The following is a 17,442-nucleotide window of genomic DNA, read 5'->3' on the forward strand; positions in this document are numbered from 1 at the left end:
CTTGTGAGGGGAAAGCCGCCGCCGGCCAGCGACCGGCGGCGGCGGGGTTCCATGTCAGTGATGGATGGTCGGCTCGCCGTGCTGCACCAGCTGGCCACCGCCGTTGCGGGTGACGAACTTGCGCAGGGCGACGTAGAACACCGGGGTGAGGAACAGGCCGAACAGGGTCACGCCCAGCATGCCGGCGAACACGGTGATACCGGTCACCGAGCGCACTTCGGCGCCTGCACCGTGCGACAGCACCAGCGGCACGGTGCCGGCGATGAACGCGATGGAGGTCATCACGATCGGGCGCAGGCGCAGGCGGCAGGCTTCCAGCGCGGCTTCGACGATGCCCTTGCCGCCCATCTCCAGCTCTCTGGCGAATTCGACGATCAGGATCGCGTTCTTGCACGCCAGGCCCATCAGCACCACCAGGCCGACCTGCACGAACACGTTGTTGTCACCACCGGTCAACCACACACCGAACAGCGCCGACAGCAGGGTCATCGGCACGATCAGGATCACCGCCAGCGGCAGCGACCAGCTTTCGTACAGCGCGGCCAGCACCAGGAAGGCCAGCATGATCGCCACCGGGAACACGATGAAGGCCGCCTTGCCCTGGGTCGCCTGCTGGTAGCTCAGGTCGGTCCATTCGGTGGTCATGCCCACCGGCAGCACCTTGCCGGCAATCTCGGTCAGCTTGTTCATCGCCTCGGCCGACGACAGCAGGCGCGGGTCGGCTTCACCGGCCAGGTCCGCTGCCGGATAGCCATTGAAGCGCAGCACCGGGTCCGGGCCGAAGGTCTGCTTGATGGTGACCATCGAACCGATCGGCACCATCTCGCCACGGTCGTTGCGGGTACGCAGCTTGCCGATGTCCTCGACCGTCTCGCGGAACGGACCGTCGGCCTGGGCGATCACCTGCCAGGTCCGGCCGAACTGGTTGAAGTCGTTGACATAGGCCGAACCGAGGTAGGTCTGCAGGGTGTCGAACAGCTCGGTGAGCTGCACGCCCTGCGCCTTGGCCTTGACACGGTCCACTTCCGCATCCAGCTGCGGCACGTTGGCCTGGTAGCTGGAAATCGGGAACGCCATGCCCGGGGTCTGCGCAACGGTACCCTGCATCGCCTGCACGGCATTCTGCAGTGCGCCGTAACCCAGGTTGCCACGGTCCTCGATGAACATCTGGTAGCCGTTGCCGTTGCCCAGGCCGAGGATCGGCGGCGGCATCATTGCGAACGCGAAGCCCTCCTGCAGCCCAGCGATCTTCTGGTTGATCTCGGCATTGATCTGCGCGGCGGTACGGCCATGACGCTCGGCGAACGGCTTGAGCGGAATGAATGCCACACCGGTGTTCGGCGTGTTGGTGAACTGCAGCGCGTTCAGGCCCGGGAACGAAATGGTATGGGCCACGCCGTCGGTTTCCTGGGCGATCTTGGCGACCTTGCGCAGCATTTCATCGGTGCGCGCGATCGAGGAGCCTTCCGGCAGCTTCACACCGGCGATCAGGTACAGCTTGTCCTGGGTCGGGATGAAGCCCGGCGGCACCAGCTTGAAGATCACGCCGGTACCGACCAGCAGGATCGCGTAGACCACGAACACCGCGCCACGACGGCCGAGGATGCGGGCCACGCCACGCTCGTACTTCTCCGAACTGGACTTGAAGAAGCGGTTGAACGGACGGAACACCCAGCCGAACAGGCGGTCGATCAGGCGGCTCGGGCCGTCCTTCGGCGCGCCGTGGGCCTTGAGCAGGCGCGCAGCCAGCGCCGGCGACAGGGTCAGCGAGTTGATCGCCGAGATCACCGTGGAGATGGCGATGGTGACCGCGAACTGCTTGTAGAACTGGCCGGTGACACCGGACAGGAAGGCCATCGGCACGAACACGGCACACAGCACCAGCGCGATCGCCACGATCGGGCCGGAGACCTCGCGCATGGCCTGGTGGGCCGCTGCGGTGGGCGACAGGCCTTCTTCGATGTTGCGCTCGACGTTCTCCACCACCACGATCGCATCGTCGACCACGATGCCGATCGCCAGCACCAGGCCGAACAGGCTCAGCGTGTTGATCGAGAAGCCCAGCAGGTACAGCGCGGCGAAGGTACCGACCACCGACACCGGCACCGCGATCAACGGGATGATCGAGGCACGCCAGGTCTGCAGGAACAGGATCACCACCAGCACCACCAGCGCGATGGCTTCCAGCAGCGTGGAGACCACGGCCTTGATCGAGTCACGCACGAAGATGGTGGTGTCATACACCGCTTCGTACTTCACGTCGGCCGGCATGGTCTTCTGCATCTCGTCCATCGTCGAGATGACCTGGTCACGGATCTCCAGTGCATTGGCACCCGGCGACTGGAAGATACCGATACCGACCGCGTTCTTGCCGTCCAGCTGCGAGCGCAGCGTGTAGTCGCCGGCACCCAGTTCCAGGCGGGCCACGTCGGCCAGGCGCACGATCTCGCCATCGACGCCGCTCTTGAGCACGATGTCGCCGAATTCCTTTTCGGTCTTCAGTCGGCCCTGGGCGTTGATCAGGGTCAGGAACTGGCTGTCCGGCAGCGGTTCGGCGCCGAGCTGGCCGGCCGAGACCTGCACGTTCTGCTCGCGCATGGCGCGCACCACGTCACTGGCGGTCAGTCCGCGCGAAGCCACCTTGTCCGGGTCCAGCCAGGCACGCATGGCGTAGTCGCCGCCACCGAAGATCTGCGCGTCACCCACGCCCGGAATACGCGCCAGCGCATCCTTGACGTGCAGGCGTGCGTAGTTGCGCAGGTACAGGGTGTCGTACTTGCCTTGCGGCGAGGTCAGGTGCACCACCATCAGGAAGGTCGGCGACTGCTTCTGCGTGGTCACGCCCTGCCGGCGCACGTCCTCGGGCAAGCGCGCCTGCGCCTGCGCAACGCGGTTCTGCACCTTCACCGCCGCCGCGTCCGGGTCGGTGCCCGGGCGGAAGGTGACGGTCATCTGCAGCACGCCATCGGAGCCGGCGACCGACTTCAGGTACATCATGCCTTCGACGCCGTTGATCGCCTCTTCAAGCGGCGTGGCAACAGTCTCAGCGATGACCTTGGGGTTGGCGCCCGGGTACACCGTGCGCACCACCACCGACGGCGGCACCACTTCGGGGTACTCGCTGATCGGCAGGATTGGGATCGTGATCAGGCCTGCGGCGAAGATCACGATCGACAGCACCGCCGCGAAGATCGGCCTGTCGATGAAGAAACGGGAAAAGTCCATGGAGGAATTCCTGGGAAATGCCGTCGGCGGGCAACAGCCGCCCTGCCCCTCGCCGATATGACGAAGACAGGGAAGGCTGCCGCGGGCGCCGGCAGCTAAGCGGAAACGCGGATCAGGAGACGGCGGATCAGTGGTTCAGTGCGGCGGTGGCGTCGCGGCCCGGTGCCGGCGCGGCCTGTGGCTGCATCGCCACCGCCTTGGCCTGCACCGGCATGCCCGGCATGAAGACCTTCTGCACGCCGTCGATGATCACCTTGTCACCGGCAGCCAGCCCGTGCTCGACGATGCGCAGGCCTTCGGCGGTACGGCCGAGCTGGATGTCACGGCGCTGCGCCTTGCCATCCTTGTCGACCACGTAGACGTACTTGCGGTCCTGGTCGGTCAGCACGGCCTTGTCATCGATCAGCATGGCCTGGAACTGGCCGCTGCCGAGCAGCTGCACGCGGGCGAACAGGCCCGGGGTGAACTGGCGATCGGCATTGTCCAGCAGCGCACGGACGCGGATGGTGCCGGTGCTGCGGGCCACCTGGTTGTCGAGGAAGTCGACCTTGCCCGAGTGCGGGTAGCCTTCTTCACCGGACAGGCCGACCTTCACCGGCAGATCGCTGTCACGCTCGCTCGGGCGCTCACCCTTGCGTGCCATCTGTGCGTAACGCAGGAAGGTGCTTTCGTCGGCATCGAAGTAGACGAACACGGTATCCAGCGAGACCAGCGTGGTCAGCACGCTGGCGCTGTCGCCGGCGGTGACCAGGTTGCCCGCGGTCACCATCGCGCGGCCGGCACGGCCGTCGATCGGGGCACGCACCTTGGTGAACTCCAGGTTGAGGCGGGCAGCGTCCAGCGCTGCCTGCGCCGCCTGCACGGCGGCACCGGACTGGTCAGCGGCAGCGCGACGCTGCTCGGCGGTCTCGGTGGAGATCGCCTGCTGCTCGGACAGCCGCTTGGCACGCTCGGACTCGCTGCGGGCCAGGGTGGCCTGGGTGCGGGCACGCGCCAGTTCGGCGGCGGCACGATCGTACTCGGCCTGGTAGCTGCGTGCGTCGATGGTGAAGAGCACTTCGCCCTTCTTCACTTCCTGGCCTTCGACATAGTTGACCTTGTCGATGTAGCCGGACACGCGCGGGCGCAGTTCAACGCTCTGCACCGCTTCGACGCGGCCGCTGAACTCGTCCCACTGGCTGACCTGCTTGACCAGCACCGGCGCGGCGCTGACCTGCGGCGGCGGCGGCGCACCGGCTTCTTCGGCATGGCCGCCGCTGCACGCTGCAAGCACGGCCGCGGCGAGGATCGACACGCCGACCATCGCAATGCGATGGCCGAAACGATGTGGGGTGGTATTGGGGGAAGTCATGGCATGCATCCGTACGGAGGGGTGGTACAGCTATATGAAAAGGTGTTGCGAAAATCGGCGGCGCATACTGCGACCTCAACCTTGGTCGAGGTCAAGCGACGCCTGCGGTATCGCGCCAGAGCGGGGGTACTTCCAGGTGCAGCAGGCCGCGCGGCAATTCGGCATCGCTGCTGTCGCAACGGACGATGGCGCGGTTGTCGCGGCACCCGTCGAGCAGCGAGACCACGCGGCGGCCGACCAGCAGCGAACTCGGCCACTCGATGCAGGCGTTGGCCGCATTGGCCGGGGTACAGACCGGGCTGCAGACTTCCAGCATCTGCGCACGCACGCCCAGCGCCTGCGCTTCCTGATGCACCACCTGCGCATACATGCGCAGCGCGGCGGTGGTGATCGAGGTCTCGCCGTAGCCCGCCCACGGCTTGGCATTGGCCGGGCTGCCGATCATCACGTAGCGGCGCGCGTGCACGTTGTCCTGCAACAGCGGCAGCAGGTGGCGCACCGCATGCACGTGCGGCATCAGGTCGGCCTGCATCGCGCCCATCAGCTCGTCACCGTTGCGATCGGTCACGCGGCCACGGCGGTAGGGGCCGCCCATCGCAGCGATGATCGCTGCCAACGGACGCGGCCGCTGCGCGATGCGTTCGGCCAGTGTGCGCGCCGAGCCGTCATCACTGAGCGAGCCCAGCAGCGTCTCCAGGCCCGGCTCATCGGCGAACTGCTCACGCAGCGCGGCCAACCGGCCCGGATCGCGACCGACCACCAGCACCGGGCTGCCGGCTTCCAGCAGCGCGCCGACCACACCCTGGCCCACGGCACCGGTGCCGCCGAGGACCAGGACTTCGGGCGTCAGAATCCCATTCACGGGACATTTCCTCCCAAATCCGGGATAGTCCCAATTCGACGCAGCCGGTCACCCTTATGCGGGGTCAGGCGCATGACGCCGCCACGCTGCTGACGCATGGGCGCGGTAAACTCCCGGAAATCCTTGTGCACCAAGGAACTCGGGCGGGCTTCAACGGTCATCGCCAGGTCCAGGGTGTTCTGGCCGGCATTCCGGAGACGGGCAAGAATGTTGCGCAGGCTCATGGCGGACGGGCTCCAAATAACGAATGGCGCCACGATAGACCTCAAACCTTTACTTGATTAGTCCTGATTAAGGGGAATAATCATCCCGTTCCCGGTCCAATCGTTCTGTCACGATTGACCCATCCCCGACGTCCAGGACCCCCGACCATGTCCCACGATCTCAACGAGACGCTGATCTTCGTCAAGGTGGTCGAGCAAGGCAGCTTCATTGCCGCTGCCAAATCGCTCGGCCTGCCCAAGACCACGGTCAGCCGCAAAGTGCAGGAACTGGAAACGCGCCTGGGCGCGCGCCTGCTGCACCGGACCACGCGCCGCCTCGGGCTGACCGAAGCCGGTTCGATCTACCACGAGCATTGCCAGCGCATCGCGCGCGAGCTTGAAGAAGCCGAGAGCGCGGTGAGCCAGCTGCAGTCCGGCCCGCGCGGCTGGCTGCGCTTCACCGTGCCCTATTCGATCGGCATCACCTGGATCGCCCCGCTGCTGGGCCAGTTCCATGCGCAGTATCCGGAGATCCGCCTGGACATGCACATGGGCAACGAGAAGCTGGACCTGATTGCCGGCGAAGCGGATCTTGCACTGCGCGTCGGTGCCCTGCCCGACTCCAACCTGGTCGCGCGCAAACTCGGCAGCCTGCGCACGCAGGTGTTCGCCAGCCCGGCCTACATCGAACGCTATGGCGAGCCGCTGCATCCGGAAGAGCTGCAGTTCCACCGCATCCTGGCGATGCGCAAGCCGTACCACACCGGCAACTCGCCGCGCTTCACCTGGCAGCTGGGCGAGAACGGTGGCGAACTGCGTGACTTCCCGGTCACGCCGCTGATGACGGCCAATGACATGTCCGCACTGAACGGCGCACTGGTGTGCGGCGAGGGCCTGCTGCTGACCGGCGACGTGATGGCCAAGCCGTTCGTCGAGTCCGGCATGGTTCGCCGCGTGCTGGCCGGCTGGACGGGCCCGGAGGTGGACTTCAACGCCGTGTTCGCCGGTGGCCGCCTGGTCTCGCCGAAGGTGCGTGCGTTCGTCGACTTCCTGGTCGAGAAGCTCAACTTCGACGCCAACTACATGCTGGCGCAGTGCCCGGGCGCGAAGCTGGCACAGCAGCAGAAGGCGCAGGAAGACGCCGCGCTGGAAAGCAGCGGCAAGCGGATCCTGGAGAAGGTTGCCGCCTCGGCGGCATGACCTGCGTCTGTAGAGTCGAGCCATGCTCGACTGTTTTCCGGAAGTCGAGCATGGCTCGACTCTACAAAGGCGCGGTCGAGCACGGCTCGACTCTACAGTTCCGAGAGCACGTGCTCGACCAGCGCACGTAGTTTCGGCTCGGCCTGCCGACGGCTGGGGTAGTACAGAAAGAATCCGGCAAACCGCGGGCAGTACGCGTCCAGCACGGACACCAGCTCGCCGCGTTGCAGCCACGGCCGCCAGGTCTCTTCCATGCCGATGGCCAGGCCTGCGCCGGCCAAGGCCAGCCTGACCATCACCCCCATGTCGTTGCTGGTGATTTCCGGCTGCACATCGACACTGAACTCACGGCCCCGCTCTTCGAACTCCCAGCGATAGGGCGCCCTGCCCGGCGCACTGCGCCAGCCGATGCAGCGATGGCTGGCCAGTTCCCGTGGGTGCGCCGGCAATGCATGGGCATCACGATAGCCCGGCGAGCACACCACCAATTGGCGCTGCCGCGCCGATACCGGCACCGCGACCATGTCCTGGGCAATGACCTCGCCCAGACGCACGCCTGCATCGAATCCCGCGTCGACGATATCGAACGCTTCATCGGTCACGGTGATGTCCAGCTGCAACGCCGGATAGCGCGCGGCGAAACCGGCCAGCATCGGGCCGGCCAGGAACGCCTCGGCAATGGAGGACACGGCAAGCCGCAGTTGTCCGGACACGGCGGACTGCCGGCGCATGCTGGCCTCCAGCGCATCGCCCAGTTCCGCCAGCGCAGGGCTGACCGACACCAGCAGCGCCTGCCCGGCATCGGTGAGGCTGACGCTGCGGGTCGTGCGCAGCACCAGGGCTACACCCAGCGACTGCTCCAGCTTGGCGATGGTCTGGCTGACCGCCGAACGGGTCACGCCGAGTTGCTCGGCCGCGGCGGTGAAGCTGCGACAGTCGGCCACCCGCTGGAACACCCCCAGAGCATTGAGATCGATGGCCATTGGTTAGCAACTCTGTACAAGGTGATCAGCAGTCGCCATCTTATCGCGACAAGGTGCGCCGTCTACCGTGGCAACACCGGGCACACCCCGGCACTCCCTACCCTTCTGAGACACCGCCATGGCCCTTTCCCGAACCATCCTCATCACCGGCGCCTCCAGCGGCATCGGCGCCGCCATCGCCCGCTCCCTCGCGCAACCGGGGGCACGCCTGGTACTGGGTGCCCGCCGCCTGGAGCGTCTGCAGGCGCTGGCCGACGAGCTGCGCCAGCAGGGGGCCGAGGTGCTCGTGCATGCCCTGGACGTGACCCGGCGCGCGCAGGTGGAAACCTTCGCCGAAGCCGCCCGGCAACGCTTCGGCGCAATCGACGTGATCGTCAACAATGCCGGTGTGATGCCACTGTCCCTGATGGGCTCGCTGAAAGTGGAGGAGTGGGACCGGATGATCGACGTGAACATCCGTGGCGTGCTGTACGGCATCGCTGCCGTGCTGCCCGGCATGATCGCCCAGCGCAGCGGCCAGATCATCAACATCGCCTCGGTCGGCGCGCTGTCGGTGGTGCCGACCGCAGCGGTCTACTGCGCGACCAAGTATGCGGTACGCGCGATTTCCGACGGCCTGCGCCAGGAGCACCGCGAACTGCGGGTGACCTGCATCCATCCTGGCGTGGTGGAAAGCGAGCTGGCCGACAGCATCACCGATCCGGCCGCCGCCGAGATGATGGTCGGCTACCGCGCGATCGCCCTGCAGCCGGATGCGATCGGGCGCGCCGTAAGATTTGCGATCGAGCAGCCTGCGGATGTGGACGTGAATGAGATCGTGGTGCGGCCGACGGCGACGGTGTGAGCCTAGTATTCCGCTCTGGTAGAGGTCGAGCTTGCTCGACCGCCTTCTGTAGAGTCGAGCCATGCTCGACTCCATACACGCAGTCGAGCATGGCTCGACTCTACAAAAGCGAAAAAAAGCACGCGGTCATGCGGTGTGCCGAGCAACGCTGGGCACCCACAAAAATGCCGCCTGCAAGGGCGGCATTTTCGTTCCGGCGGGCAGACTTCCGGTAGATGCCGACCTTGGTCGGCACTGCACGCAAACGCAGCGAACGGGAACGCTATCGGCGTGCCGAGCAAGCTCGGCACCTACGGAAAATGCCGCCTGCAAGGGCGGCATTTTCGTTCCGGCGGGCAGACTTCCGGCAGATGCCGACCTTGGTCGGCACTGCACGCAAACGCAGCGAACGGGAACGCTATCGGCGTGCCGAGCAAGCTCGGCACCTACGGAAAATGCCGCCTGCAAGGGCGGCATTTTCGTTCCGGCAGGCAGACTCCCGATAATGCCGACCTTGGTCGGCACTGCACGCAAACGCAGCGACCGGAAACGCTGTCGGTGTGCCGAGCAAGCTCGGCACCTACGGAAAATGCCGCCTGCAAGGGCGGCATTTTCGTTCCGGCTACGCCGGAACCGTAACGCTGCGCGTTACTGCTTGAGCGGAATCACGCGGATCTCGACGCGGCGGTTCTTGGCGCGGCCGGCGTCGGTGCTGTTGTCGGCAATCGGGTACGACTTGCCGGCGCCCAGCGTTTCAATGCGCACGCTCTGCACGCCCTGGCCGATCAGGTACTGCGCAACCGAGTCGGCACGCTCCTTCGACAGGCGGTTGTTGACTGCGTCACTGCCGATGCTGTCGGTGTGGCCAACCACTTCGATCATGGTCTGGTTGTAGTCGCGCAGCGTGCCTGCCACGCCATTGAGCGAACCATAGAACTGCGGCTTCAGGGTTGCCTTGCCGAAGTCGAAGGTGATGCCGTCCGGCAGGTTCAGCATGATGTTATCGCCCTGGCGTTGCACATCGATGCCGGTGTTGGCGGTGCGCTCGCGCAGTGCGCGTTCCTGGCGATCCTGGTACTGGCCGACAGCGGCGCCACTGAGTGCGCCGATACCGGCACCGATCAGCGCATGCTGGCGGCGCTCGGTGGCGCTGTCGCCGGTCAGCAGGCCGGCGGCCACGCCGATGGCGGTACCGATCAGCGCGTTGCGGCCAGTGCGATTCTGCTGCTCGGTCGGGTTGCCGTACTGGTCACTCTGCACATAGGAGCCGCCGGTGGCGCAGGCCGACAGGACGGCCGCACTCATCAGGGCCAGTGCGACGTTGCGGGTGGTGTTGCGGATCATGGGGTTCTCCTTGGTTTCCGGTCGGGCCGGCGGCTTGCGGGCGCAAAGAGAATAAACAGGCAAATGCGATGTCGGGATGATGATGCAGCCCGCCGACAGGGCCGCGTTCAGCTATCTGACCGGATCGCTCAGCTCACGCTTTACGCTGCGCCGGACTGGCGGTAGGCCTGCAGCGCGGCGTCCCGGCCCACCGCCAGGTCCACCAGCGGCGTGCGCGGATAGCCCGGCGCATGCGCGGCCAGCAACTGTGGATGCTGCCACGGTGCGAAGCGGGCCTTCACCGGCAGTGCCGCCAGCTCGGGAACCCAGCGGCTGATATAGCGCGCCTGTGGATCGAACTTCTCGGCCTGGGTGACCGGATTGAACACGCGGAAGTACGGCGCGGCATCGGCACCGGTTCCGGCCACCCACTGCCAGCCCATCGTGTTGTTGGCCAGGTCGGCATCGACCAGGGTGTCCCAGAACCAGCGCGCGCCGTGCAACCAGTGTGCGCGCAGGTGCTTGCACAGGTAGCTGGCGACGATCATGCGCACCCGGTTGTGCATGTAGCCGGTGTGCCACAGCTCGCGCAGGCCGGCATCGACGATCGGCACGCCGGTGTTGCCGCGCTGCCAGTCGTGCAGTTGCGCCACGCTGGGCGTGGCCCACGGGAAGCGATCAAAGCGCGGGTTGAGGTTGTCGGTGGGGGTCTTCGGGAAGTGGTGCAGCAGGTGGTAGGCGAAATCGCGCCAGCCCAGCTGACGCAGATAGCCGTCGATGTCCGCGTCGGTGCCGGCGCTGCGCAGGCCCTCCAGCGCATGGGCGATGCGCCATGGCGCGATCTCGCCGAAATGCAGGTGCGGCGACATCCGCGACGTTCCGACGCGATCCGGCAGGTCGCGCTGCTCGCGATAGCCGCGCAACGCACCGTCCTCGAACACGGACAGCGCCTCCAGCGCGCCGGCCTCGCCCGGCCGCCAGTGCTGCCAGAAGCCGCTATCCCAGTCGAGCGTGGGCGCGAGCCGCAGCTCGTCCAGCGCCAGGCCGTCGGCCTTGTGTGCTGTCAGTGCCTTCGGTGCGGCCGTCAGCGCCGGCAGGCACCAATGACTGAGTACGTTGCGCCAGTACGGAGTGAATACCTTGTACGGTTGGCCCTGCTGGGTCGCGATGTCCCAGGGTTCGAACAGCAGGCTGCCATTGCAGCTCTGCGCATCGATGCCGTGCTCGCGCAGCGTGCGCTTGATCTCCGCGTCGCGCGGTTGGGTAGCCGGTTCGTACTTGCGGTTCCAGTACACCGCCTCGGCGCCGATCTGTTCGACCAGCGCCTGCAGCGTCGCCAGGCTGTCGCCGTGGCGCAGCACCAGCGACGAGCCGCGCGAACGCAGGTCGGCATCCAGCGCCGCCAGCGAACGGTGGCGCCACGCGTCGGAGGCCGCGCCCGGCACCCACTCACCTTCCTCGTGCGGCGCGTGGATGTAGACCGGCACCACCTCGTGGCCCGCCTCCAACGCGGCCTGCAGGGCCGGATTGTCCTGCAGCCGCAGATCACGACGGAACCACACCAACGCTACCGACACGTGCATCGCCTTCATTCTGGATGGCGCACATGATAGCCAGCGGCAGTGAAGGTGATGCGTGGGCGGGGCACCCACGCATCGCGTGGATCTACCGGTTGAAGCGCTGCATCGCCTCGCTGATCAGCGCACGCGCCTCGGCGGCATTGCCCCAGCCATTGAGCTGGACCGGGTTGCGGCCGGCCGGCAGGTCCTTGTAGACCCGGAAGAACGCCTCGATGCGCTGCCGCTCGATCTCCGGCAGATCGGCCAGGTCGCGGATGTCGGCGTAGGTCGGGTCGACCTTGTCGGTGGGCACGCCGATGATCTTCTCGTCGTGCTCGCCGCCATCGATCATCTTCAGGTAGCCGATCGGCCGGAAACGCACGATCACGCCCGGATGCAGCGGCTCGCGGGTCAGCACCAGCGCATCCAACGGGTCATTGTCACCGGCCAGGGTACGCGGCATCGAGCCGTAGTTGGCCGGATAGGCGACCGGCATCGACTGGAAGCGGTCCACATGCACCAGCCCATCTTCCTTGATCTCGTACTTGGTGAAGCTGCCGGCAGGGATCTCCACCGCCAGGTTCGCTTCCTGCGGGGCCTGCTTCGGCTGGGCCACCAGGAACGGATGCAGCACGGCATCGGCGGCGGTCACCGCACTGGCCAGCAACAGCAGGGCAGTACCGATGGCAGCAAGGGGAAGGATGCGAGAGGGAGTGGTCATCGGCGTGCGCTCATTCCCAGCAACGGTCGGCGCGACCCTTGGCGGTCTGCGAACGGGGGCAGTCGCGCGGCGTGATGCGGCCGTCGATCAGCTCCGTTCGCGTCTTGCTACCCTTGGCGTCACGCTGCAGTTCGAAGGCATCGTAGAGACGGCCGGTCACCGTGCGCGCTTCATAGCGCAGGCGCTGCGGGTCGACGTTCAGGACCTGGAACAACTGGGTGTCCTCGGCCACCGGATCCATCGTCCTGCGTGCTTCGTCGGAAAGGCGGTACTGCTTCGGCCCAGCCACGGTCACCACGTACTGCGGCGTCGCAGCGTGTCCTTCACCCCGACGGCCGTAGGTGTGATCGTGCCCCTGCAGCACCAGATCGACGTTGTGGCGGCGTACCACCGGCAGCAGCACGTCACGCAACGCGGCGTTCTCGCGGCCTTCGCGCGGCGAGTAGAACGGCTGGTGCAGCAGCACGAGGGTCCACGGCTGCGGATTGCCGGTCAGCACCTTGTCCAGCCACTGCGCCTGCGCCTTGGCCGTACCCAGGTCGAGTGCCGAGGTGCCATCGACCACGGCCACGCGCACGCCCTGCGCATCGAACCAGTAGCTGGTCTGCTGCGCCGCACTGGCGCCGTTGCCCGGCAACGCGAAGGTCACCGGCCAGTGCTTGCCCAGCACGCGGCGCTCCTGCGGGGTGTCCTCGAACTCCTCGAAGTACTCGTGGTTGCCGATTGCCGGCGCCACCAGCGTTTCCTGCGCCAGCCAGCCGGTAGCCGCAAACCATTCGCCCCACTCGCTGTCGTCCATGTTGTCGCCGCCGCTGACCAGATCGCCGGCAAACAGGCTCATGCGCGCCTGCGGTGCCGCCTTCTGCGCAGCACGCACGACCCGGCTGACATGGCTGACGTTCTTGTTCTGGGTGTCACCGAAGTACAGCAGGGTCAGCGGCTGGTCGGCGGCCGCCAGCGTGCGCAGCTGGTTCCACGCACTCCAGCTGCCATTGCCCTGCACGCGGTAGACGTACTGGGTATCCGGCTGCAGGCCGCCGATGTCGGCACGATGGTGATGCGACAGCCCGTTTTCGGTCTGCAGTGCGCGCGTCGTCGCACGCACCTGACGGATGCCCTCGACGGCCGGCGAATCTGCAGCCAGCGCGATCTCCAGCAGTGGCGCCTGCACGCTGCCATCGGTACGCCAGGCCACGGCGAAAGCGTGGCTGGGATCAGCCGACGGCGAGGCGACGATGCGGTCCGGCACCGTCGTCGCTGCGTAGTGGCGGCTGCCCGCCGGCACCTGGGTATTCGGCTCGGCCGCCGCGAACGACAGCGACGGCAACGCCAGCATCAGGCCCAGCGCCAGGCCATGCATCATGTGACGCCCGCTCATGCGCCACACTCCAGCGGCAGCGCGAGCTGCTTGGCGATGCTCTCCCAGTCGAACGCCACCACGCCCTGGTCGTCATGCACCGCATACAGCGCACCGTGCGGGAACCGCGCACTGGGCTGCTGCATCATCCAGATGCCATCGGTGTTGGCCACGGTGTTGCCCTGGAACGCGCCCACCGGCTTCAGCGTGTGACGATCGAACAGGTGGAACACGCTGCGCTGCTTGCCCTGCTCGGTGGTGATCCACCAGCCGTCCTTGCCACAGGTGCGCAGGGTCACGCCTTCGGCCTGTGCCTTGAACACGTCACGGCCGAAGGTGGTGCCGGTGAAGCGGCCGGCCAGTGTGTAGACCTTGAACTCGCTGGCGTAGCTCTCGTCCTCTTCGGCAATCAGCAGGCGATCGTTCTCGGGGTCGCCCCAGATCGATTCGACCACGCGCAGCGCACCGGCCTCGGTGGTATCACCGATGCTGGCTACAAGCTTCGCTTCGACCTTGGCACCGTCGCGGGTCACGTGGTACTGGCGCACGCGCTTGTCCAGTTCAGCCAGCGGCGGCAGGATGTCACGCCCCTGCGCATCCTCGCCGTTGTCCCAGGAGTCGGTGACGTAGACGCTGTAGCCATCGGCCCGGCGGTCGACCCACAGGCCGTACGGCTTGCGCAGGTCGTCCGCAGCGAACGTCGCCAGCGGGGTGAAGTCCGGCAGGCTCAGCACCTGCACGCGGTGATTGTCGCGCTCCACGATCCACAGCAGGTCGTCGGTCACCGCGATGCCGTTTGGGCGGTCGAACTGCCCCTTCGCGGTACCGCTGCTGCCAACGTCACGCAGATGCTGGCCGGTACTGCCGTCGTAGACCACCAGCTTGTCGGTGGCCTTGGCGGTGGCGATCAGCCACAGCGCTCCGTCCGGTGCACGCCAGGCCGCCGGCGAATCGATGTTGTCAGCCGGCGTCATCGGCGACAGGAACGCCTCGGCGATGGTGGCCACCGCACGCTCGCCGGTGGCCTTCGCTGCCGTCGCGGGCGCCGCCGGATCATTGCCCGTGGCCGGCGTACAGCCAGCCGCCAGGCTGGCCATCAGTGCGGCAGCCAGGACGGTGATGCCACGCCCCATCACAGTGCCACCTTCAGGCCCAGCGCGTAGGTGCGGCCATACTCTTCCATCTGCAGGGTGCGCGAGCGCGTGCCCTGGTACAGCTCAAGCGGCTTGTCCAGCAGGTTCTGCGCTTCGAAATACATGCTTACGCGCGGGGTGAACTTGTAGTCCAGCGAGAAGTCGAGCTGGGTATTGGGCGCCACATAGATGTCGAAGGCACGGCCCTTGCCGATGCTGTCCAGGTATTCACTGCGGTACACCGCCGCCAGTCGCGTGCTCAGGCCATACTTTTCATAGCCGATGTGTGCGCTGTAGACGTGCTTGGAGGCGCGCGGCAGGGTGAAGTCTTCGCCCGCACGATCCTTGATGCCAGCATCGAACGTAGTGTCGAGCCAGGTGCCGCTGGCACCAACCAGCAACCCGTCCAGGCCGGCCGGCAGGAACGCCAGCTGCTGCTGCCAGTTGAACTCCGCACCGCGCACCGTGGCCTTGCGGCCGTTGATCGGCTGGGTCACGTCGAAGCCGCCATAGTCCGGGTCATTGGTGCGCACGGTTTCCACGATGTAACCGTCGATCGACTTGTGGAACAGGCCCAGCGACACGATGCCGGTGCTGCCGATGTACTTCTCGACGGACAGATCGATGTTCTTCGATTCGTACGGATCCAGCTCCGGATTGCCCAGCCGCACTTCTTCGTCACCGCGGCTGTAGCCCACGCGCGGCGAAATGTCACCGAACGACGGGCGCGAGACAGTCTTGTTGGCCGAAGCGCGCAGCACCCAGTCGTCCGCGGCGTCGTAGCGCAGGTGCAGGCCCGGCAGCACGTTGGTGTAGCTGCTGTTGGCCACGCGCGGGGTGACGGTGAAGCTGCGGCCATTGGCCGCCACGTCCACCTGGTTGCCGGTAGCCTTGAACTGGGTGTTTTCCACGCGCACGCCGCCGATGATGCGCAATGCGCCGATGTCCCAGGTGCCCATCGCGTAGCTGGCGAAGATGTCCTCGCTCGCCACGTAGTCTTCTTCCAGCGAGGTCATTGCATTGCCGCCGACATCCTGCGGCCGTGCACTGTACTGGCTGCCATTGGCCGCCCAGAACGCGCGCATCGCGGCCGAGTCCATGCCATCTCCCATGTTGCCGTGACGGTACTCAGGCGAAGAGGTGGTCCAGTTCGACAGCGCCACCTTCGGGCCGACGCGCAGCTCGCTCTCATCAACGTTGACGTCACGGTCGCGCCAGCGGCCCAGCAGGCCGATCTTGATGCTGCCGCTGTCACCGTCGAAGCGCACGTTGACCTGCGCGCTGTGTTCCTTGTCATTGACCTGCTTGGGCGAGAGCACGAAGCGGTCGAACGCGTAGTTGCCGTTGTCCAGCCACTGCGGGTTATCGAAGCTGTAGCTGGGCAGGCGGCTGCGCTGGTCCAGGGTGCCGTTGAAGGCCTTGCCGTTGAGCTTGAAGCGCGCCTCCATCTCGTCGTTCACCCGCTCTTCGGTGCGGGTGTAGCCAACCTTGTAATCGACCACGGCATTGGTCAGCTTGTTCTCGCCGCCCAGGCTTGCCGCAAAGGTGTTTTCCTTCTTGGTGCGGTAGCGCATGCGCTTGTCGATCGAATCCTTCGGCATGCCATCCAGGCGGTACTGGTCGGTGCCGGTCTTGACCATCTTCGCGTCGTCGAAGTTGAAGATCACGCGCTGGCGGGTCTCCGCATCATCGAACTGGCTGTACAGCGTGCGCAGGTAGTACTTGCTGTCTTCGTTGGGACGCCAGTCAAGGTTGAGGTTGGCACCGATGCGCTTGCGCTCGATCTCGTACTTGCGGTGCTGCAGGTTGATCGCGGTGACGTCGCCAGGCGCGGCATCGTCCTCGCCGTCGTATTCCACTTCGGTGTTGTCCGACTCGAACTTGCGCTTCTGGTAGTTCACGCCCAGCGCCACGCCGAAGGTGTCGTTGAACACCTCGCTGTAGTTGAAAGCGGCCTTCGGGCTGGTCTCGCCGGACAGCTGCTGATGGCTGCCCTCGATCTTGGCGCGCAGGCTGCGGCCGTCGCGATCGAAGGCCGACGCCGATTCCACCAGCACCGCGCCACCGATGGCATCACCCGGCATGTCCGGGGTCGGCGACTTGACCACTCGCAGGCGCTCGGTGGAATCGGAGGGAATCACGTCCAGCGGCGCAGCGCGGCTGGAATCTTCCGGCGTACCGATGGCGATGCCATCGACGCTGACGCTGTTGAGGTTGGCGTCCAGGCCGCGGATGACCACGAAACGGCCTTCGCCCTGGTCACGGGTCACGCTGACGCCCGGCAGGCGCTGCAGCGACTCGGCCACGTTCTTGTCCGGGTACTGGCCCAGGGCATCGGAGGACACGGCGTCCTCGATGGCATCGCTGCTGCGCTTGAGGTCGACCGCGCGGATCTGCGATTCGAGCTGCGCACGCACTTCGATGCGGTCGAGGTCGACCGCGTCGGCGGCCACCGCGCCGGTGGCGGCGACCGCCTGCTGCCCGGCGGCCTGCAGCGGTGCTGCGGCCCCCATCGCCAGGGTCAGGGTGATGGCAACGGCCAACGGAGTCTTGATATGCACTGGGAATCCCCATTCCTGTTAAGAATGGGTCTGCACGGTATGTCCGCAAGGTTGCATGGCCATGACATGGATCTGCACATTTGGCGAAGCGCGGGTTTGGGTTCGGCCCACCGATCCGGCAAAATGGCGTCCTCTCTCCTT

The 17,442-nt window shown here is 66.3% G+C and carries 13 protein-coding genes; 2 read left to right on the top strand and 11 right to left on the bottom strand.

What is annotated here, in order from left to right; translation table 11 throughout:
- Nucleotides 1-54: 54 nt before the first annotated feature.
- The 4 genes from SSKA14_RS15255 to SSKA14_RS15270 form a co-directional block, all read right to left on the bottom strand.
- A complete protein-coding gene (locus SSKA14_RS15255) occupies nt 55-3,225 on the bottom strand; it encodes a multidrug efflux RND transporter permease subunit (RefSeq protein WP_008264501.1) in 3,171 nt (1,056 codons plus the stop codon).
- A gap of 127 nt (nt 3,226-3,352) precedes the next feature.
- On the bottom strand, nt 3,353-4,576 hold the full coding sequence (locus SSKA14_RS15260) for an efflux RND transporter periplasmic adaptor subunit (RefSeq protein WP_040008003.1): 1,224 nt from the start codon (nt 4,574-4,576) through the stop codon (nt 3,353-3,355).
- A gap of 91 nt (nt 4,577-4,667) precedes the next feature.
- On the bottom strand, nt 4,668-5,438 hold the full coding sequence (locus SSKA14_RS15265; protein WP_008266323.1) for an SDR family NAD(P)-dependent oxidoreductase: 771 nt from the start codon (nt 5,436-5,438) through the stop codon (nt 4,668-4,670).
- On the bottom strand, nt 5,435-5,662 hold the full coding sequence (locus SSKA14_RS15270; protein WP_040008006.1) for a hypothetical protein: 228 nt from the start codon (nt 5,660-5,662) through the stop codon (nt 5,435-5,437). The genes SSKA14_RS15265 and SSKA14_RS15270 overlap by 4 nt, the downstream gene beginning before the upstream one ends.
- 147 nt (nt 5,663-5,809) lie before the next feature.
- Between SSKA14_RS15270 and SSKA14_RS15275 the strand changes: the two genes are divergently transcribed.
- Nucleotides 5,810-6,841, top strand: coding sequence for a LysR family transcriptional regulator (locus SSKA14_RS15275; RefSeq protein WP_005416157.1), 1,032 nt, complete (start codon nt 5,810-5,812; stop codon nt 6,839-6,841).
- Nucleotides 6,842-6,933: 92 nt separating this feature from the next.
- Here SSKA14_RS15275 and SSKA14_RS15280 read toward each other — a convergent pair whose 3' ends face one another.
- Nucleotides 6,934-7,824, bottom strand: coding sequence for a LysR family transcriptional regulator (locus tag SSKA14_RS15280; protein ID WP_008265354.1), 891 nt, complete (start codon nt 7,822-7,824; stop codon nt 6,934-6,936).
- A gap of 118 nt (nt 7,825-7,942) precedes the next feature.
- Between SSKA14_RS15280 and SSKA14_RS15285 the strand changes: the two genes are divergently transcribed.
- Complete coding sequence (locus tag SSKA14_RS15285) at nt 7,943-8,668, top strand: SDR family oxidoreductase (RefSeq protein ID WP_008264799.1); 726 nt, start codon at nt 7,943-7,945, stop codon at nt 8,666-8,668.
- Between the two features lie 627 nt (nt 8,669-9,295).
- On the opposite strand, the gene SSKA14_RS15290 is transcribed toward SSKA14_RS15285, so the two are convergent.
- The 6 genes from SSKA14_RS15290 to SSKA14_RS15315 form a co-directional block, all read right to left on the bottom strand.
- Nucleotides 9,296-9,991, bottom strand: coding sequence for an OmpA family lipoprotein (locus SSKA14_RS15290; protein ID WP_008267948.1), 696 nt, complete (start codon nt 9,989-9,991; stop codon nt 9,296-9,298).
- A 140-nt stretch (nt 9,992-10,131) separates the two neighbouring features.
- On the bottom strand, nt 10,132-11,547 hold the full coding sequence (locus SSKA14_RS15295; RefSeq protein WP_040009733.1) for a deoxyribodipyrimidine photo-lyase: 1,416 nt from the start codon (nt 11,545-11,547) through the stop codon (nt 10,132-10,134).
- A gap of 88 nt (nt 11,548-11,635) precedes the next feature.
- A complete protein-coding gene (locus tag SSKA14_RS15300; protein ID WP_008267103.1) occupies nt 11,636-12,250 on the bottom strand; it encodes an inorganic diphosphatase in 615 nt (204 codons plus the stop codon).
- A 10-nt stretch (nt 12,251-12,260) separates the two neighbouring features.
- Nucleotides 12,261-13,628 carry a metallophosphoesterase family protein gene (locus tag SSKA14_RS15305; RefSeq protein ID WP_040008009.1) on the bottom strand — a complete coding sequence of 456 codons (1,368 nt, stop codon included), beginning with the start codon at nt 13,626-13,628 and terminating at the stop codon, nt 12,261-12,263.
- Nucleotides 13,625-14,740, bottom strand: a complete 1,116-nt coding sequence (locus tag SSKA14_RS15310) for a phytase (RefSeq protein WP_008264580.1) — start codon at nt 14,738-14,740, stop codon at nt 13,625-13,627. Before SSKA14_RS15310 ends, SSKA14_RS15305 begins: the two co-directional genes overlap by 4 nt.
- Entirely contained in the window at nt 14,740-17,301 is a 2,562-nt protein-coding gene (locus tag SSKA14_RS15315; protein WP_008268741.1) for a TonB-dependent receptor, read from the bottom strand. The genes SSKA14_RS15310 and SSKA14_RS15315 overlap by 1 nt, the downstream gene beginning before the upstream one ends.
- Nucleotides 17,302-17,442: the final 141 nt, after the last annotated feature.

It is taken from the genome of Stenotrophomonas sp. SKA14, assembly GCF_000158575.1.
In the GTDB taxonomy this organism is placed as follows: Bacteria; Pseudomonadota; Gammaproteobacteria; order Xanthomonadales; family Xanthomonadaceae; genus Stenotrophomonas; species Stenotrophomonas forensis.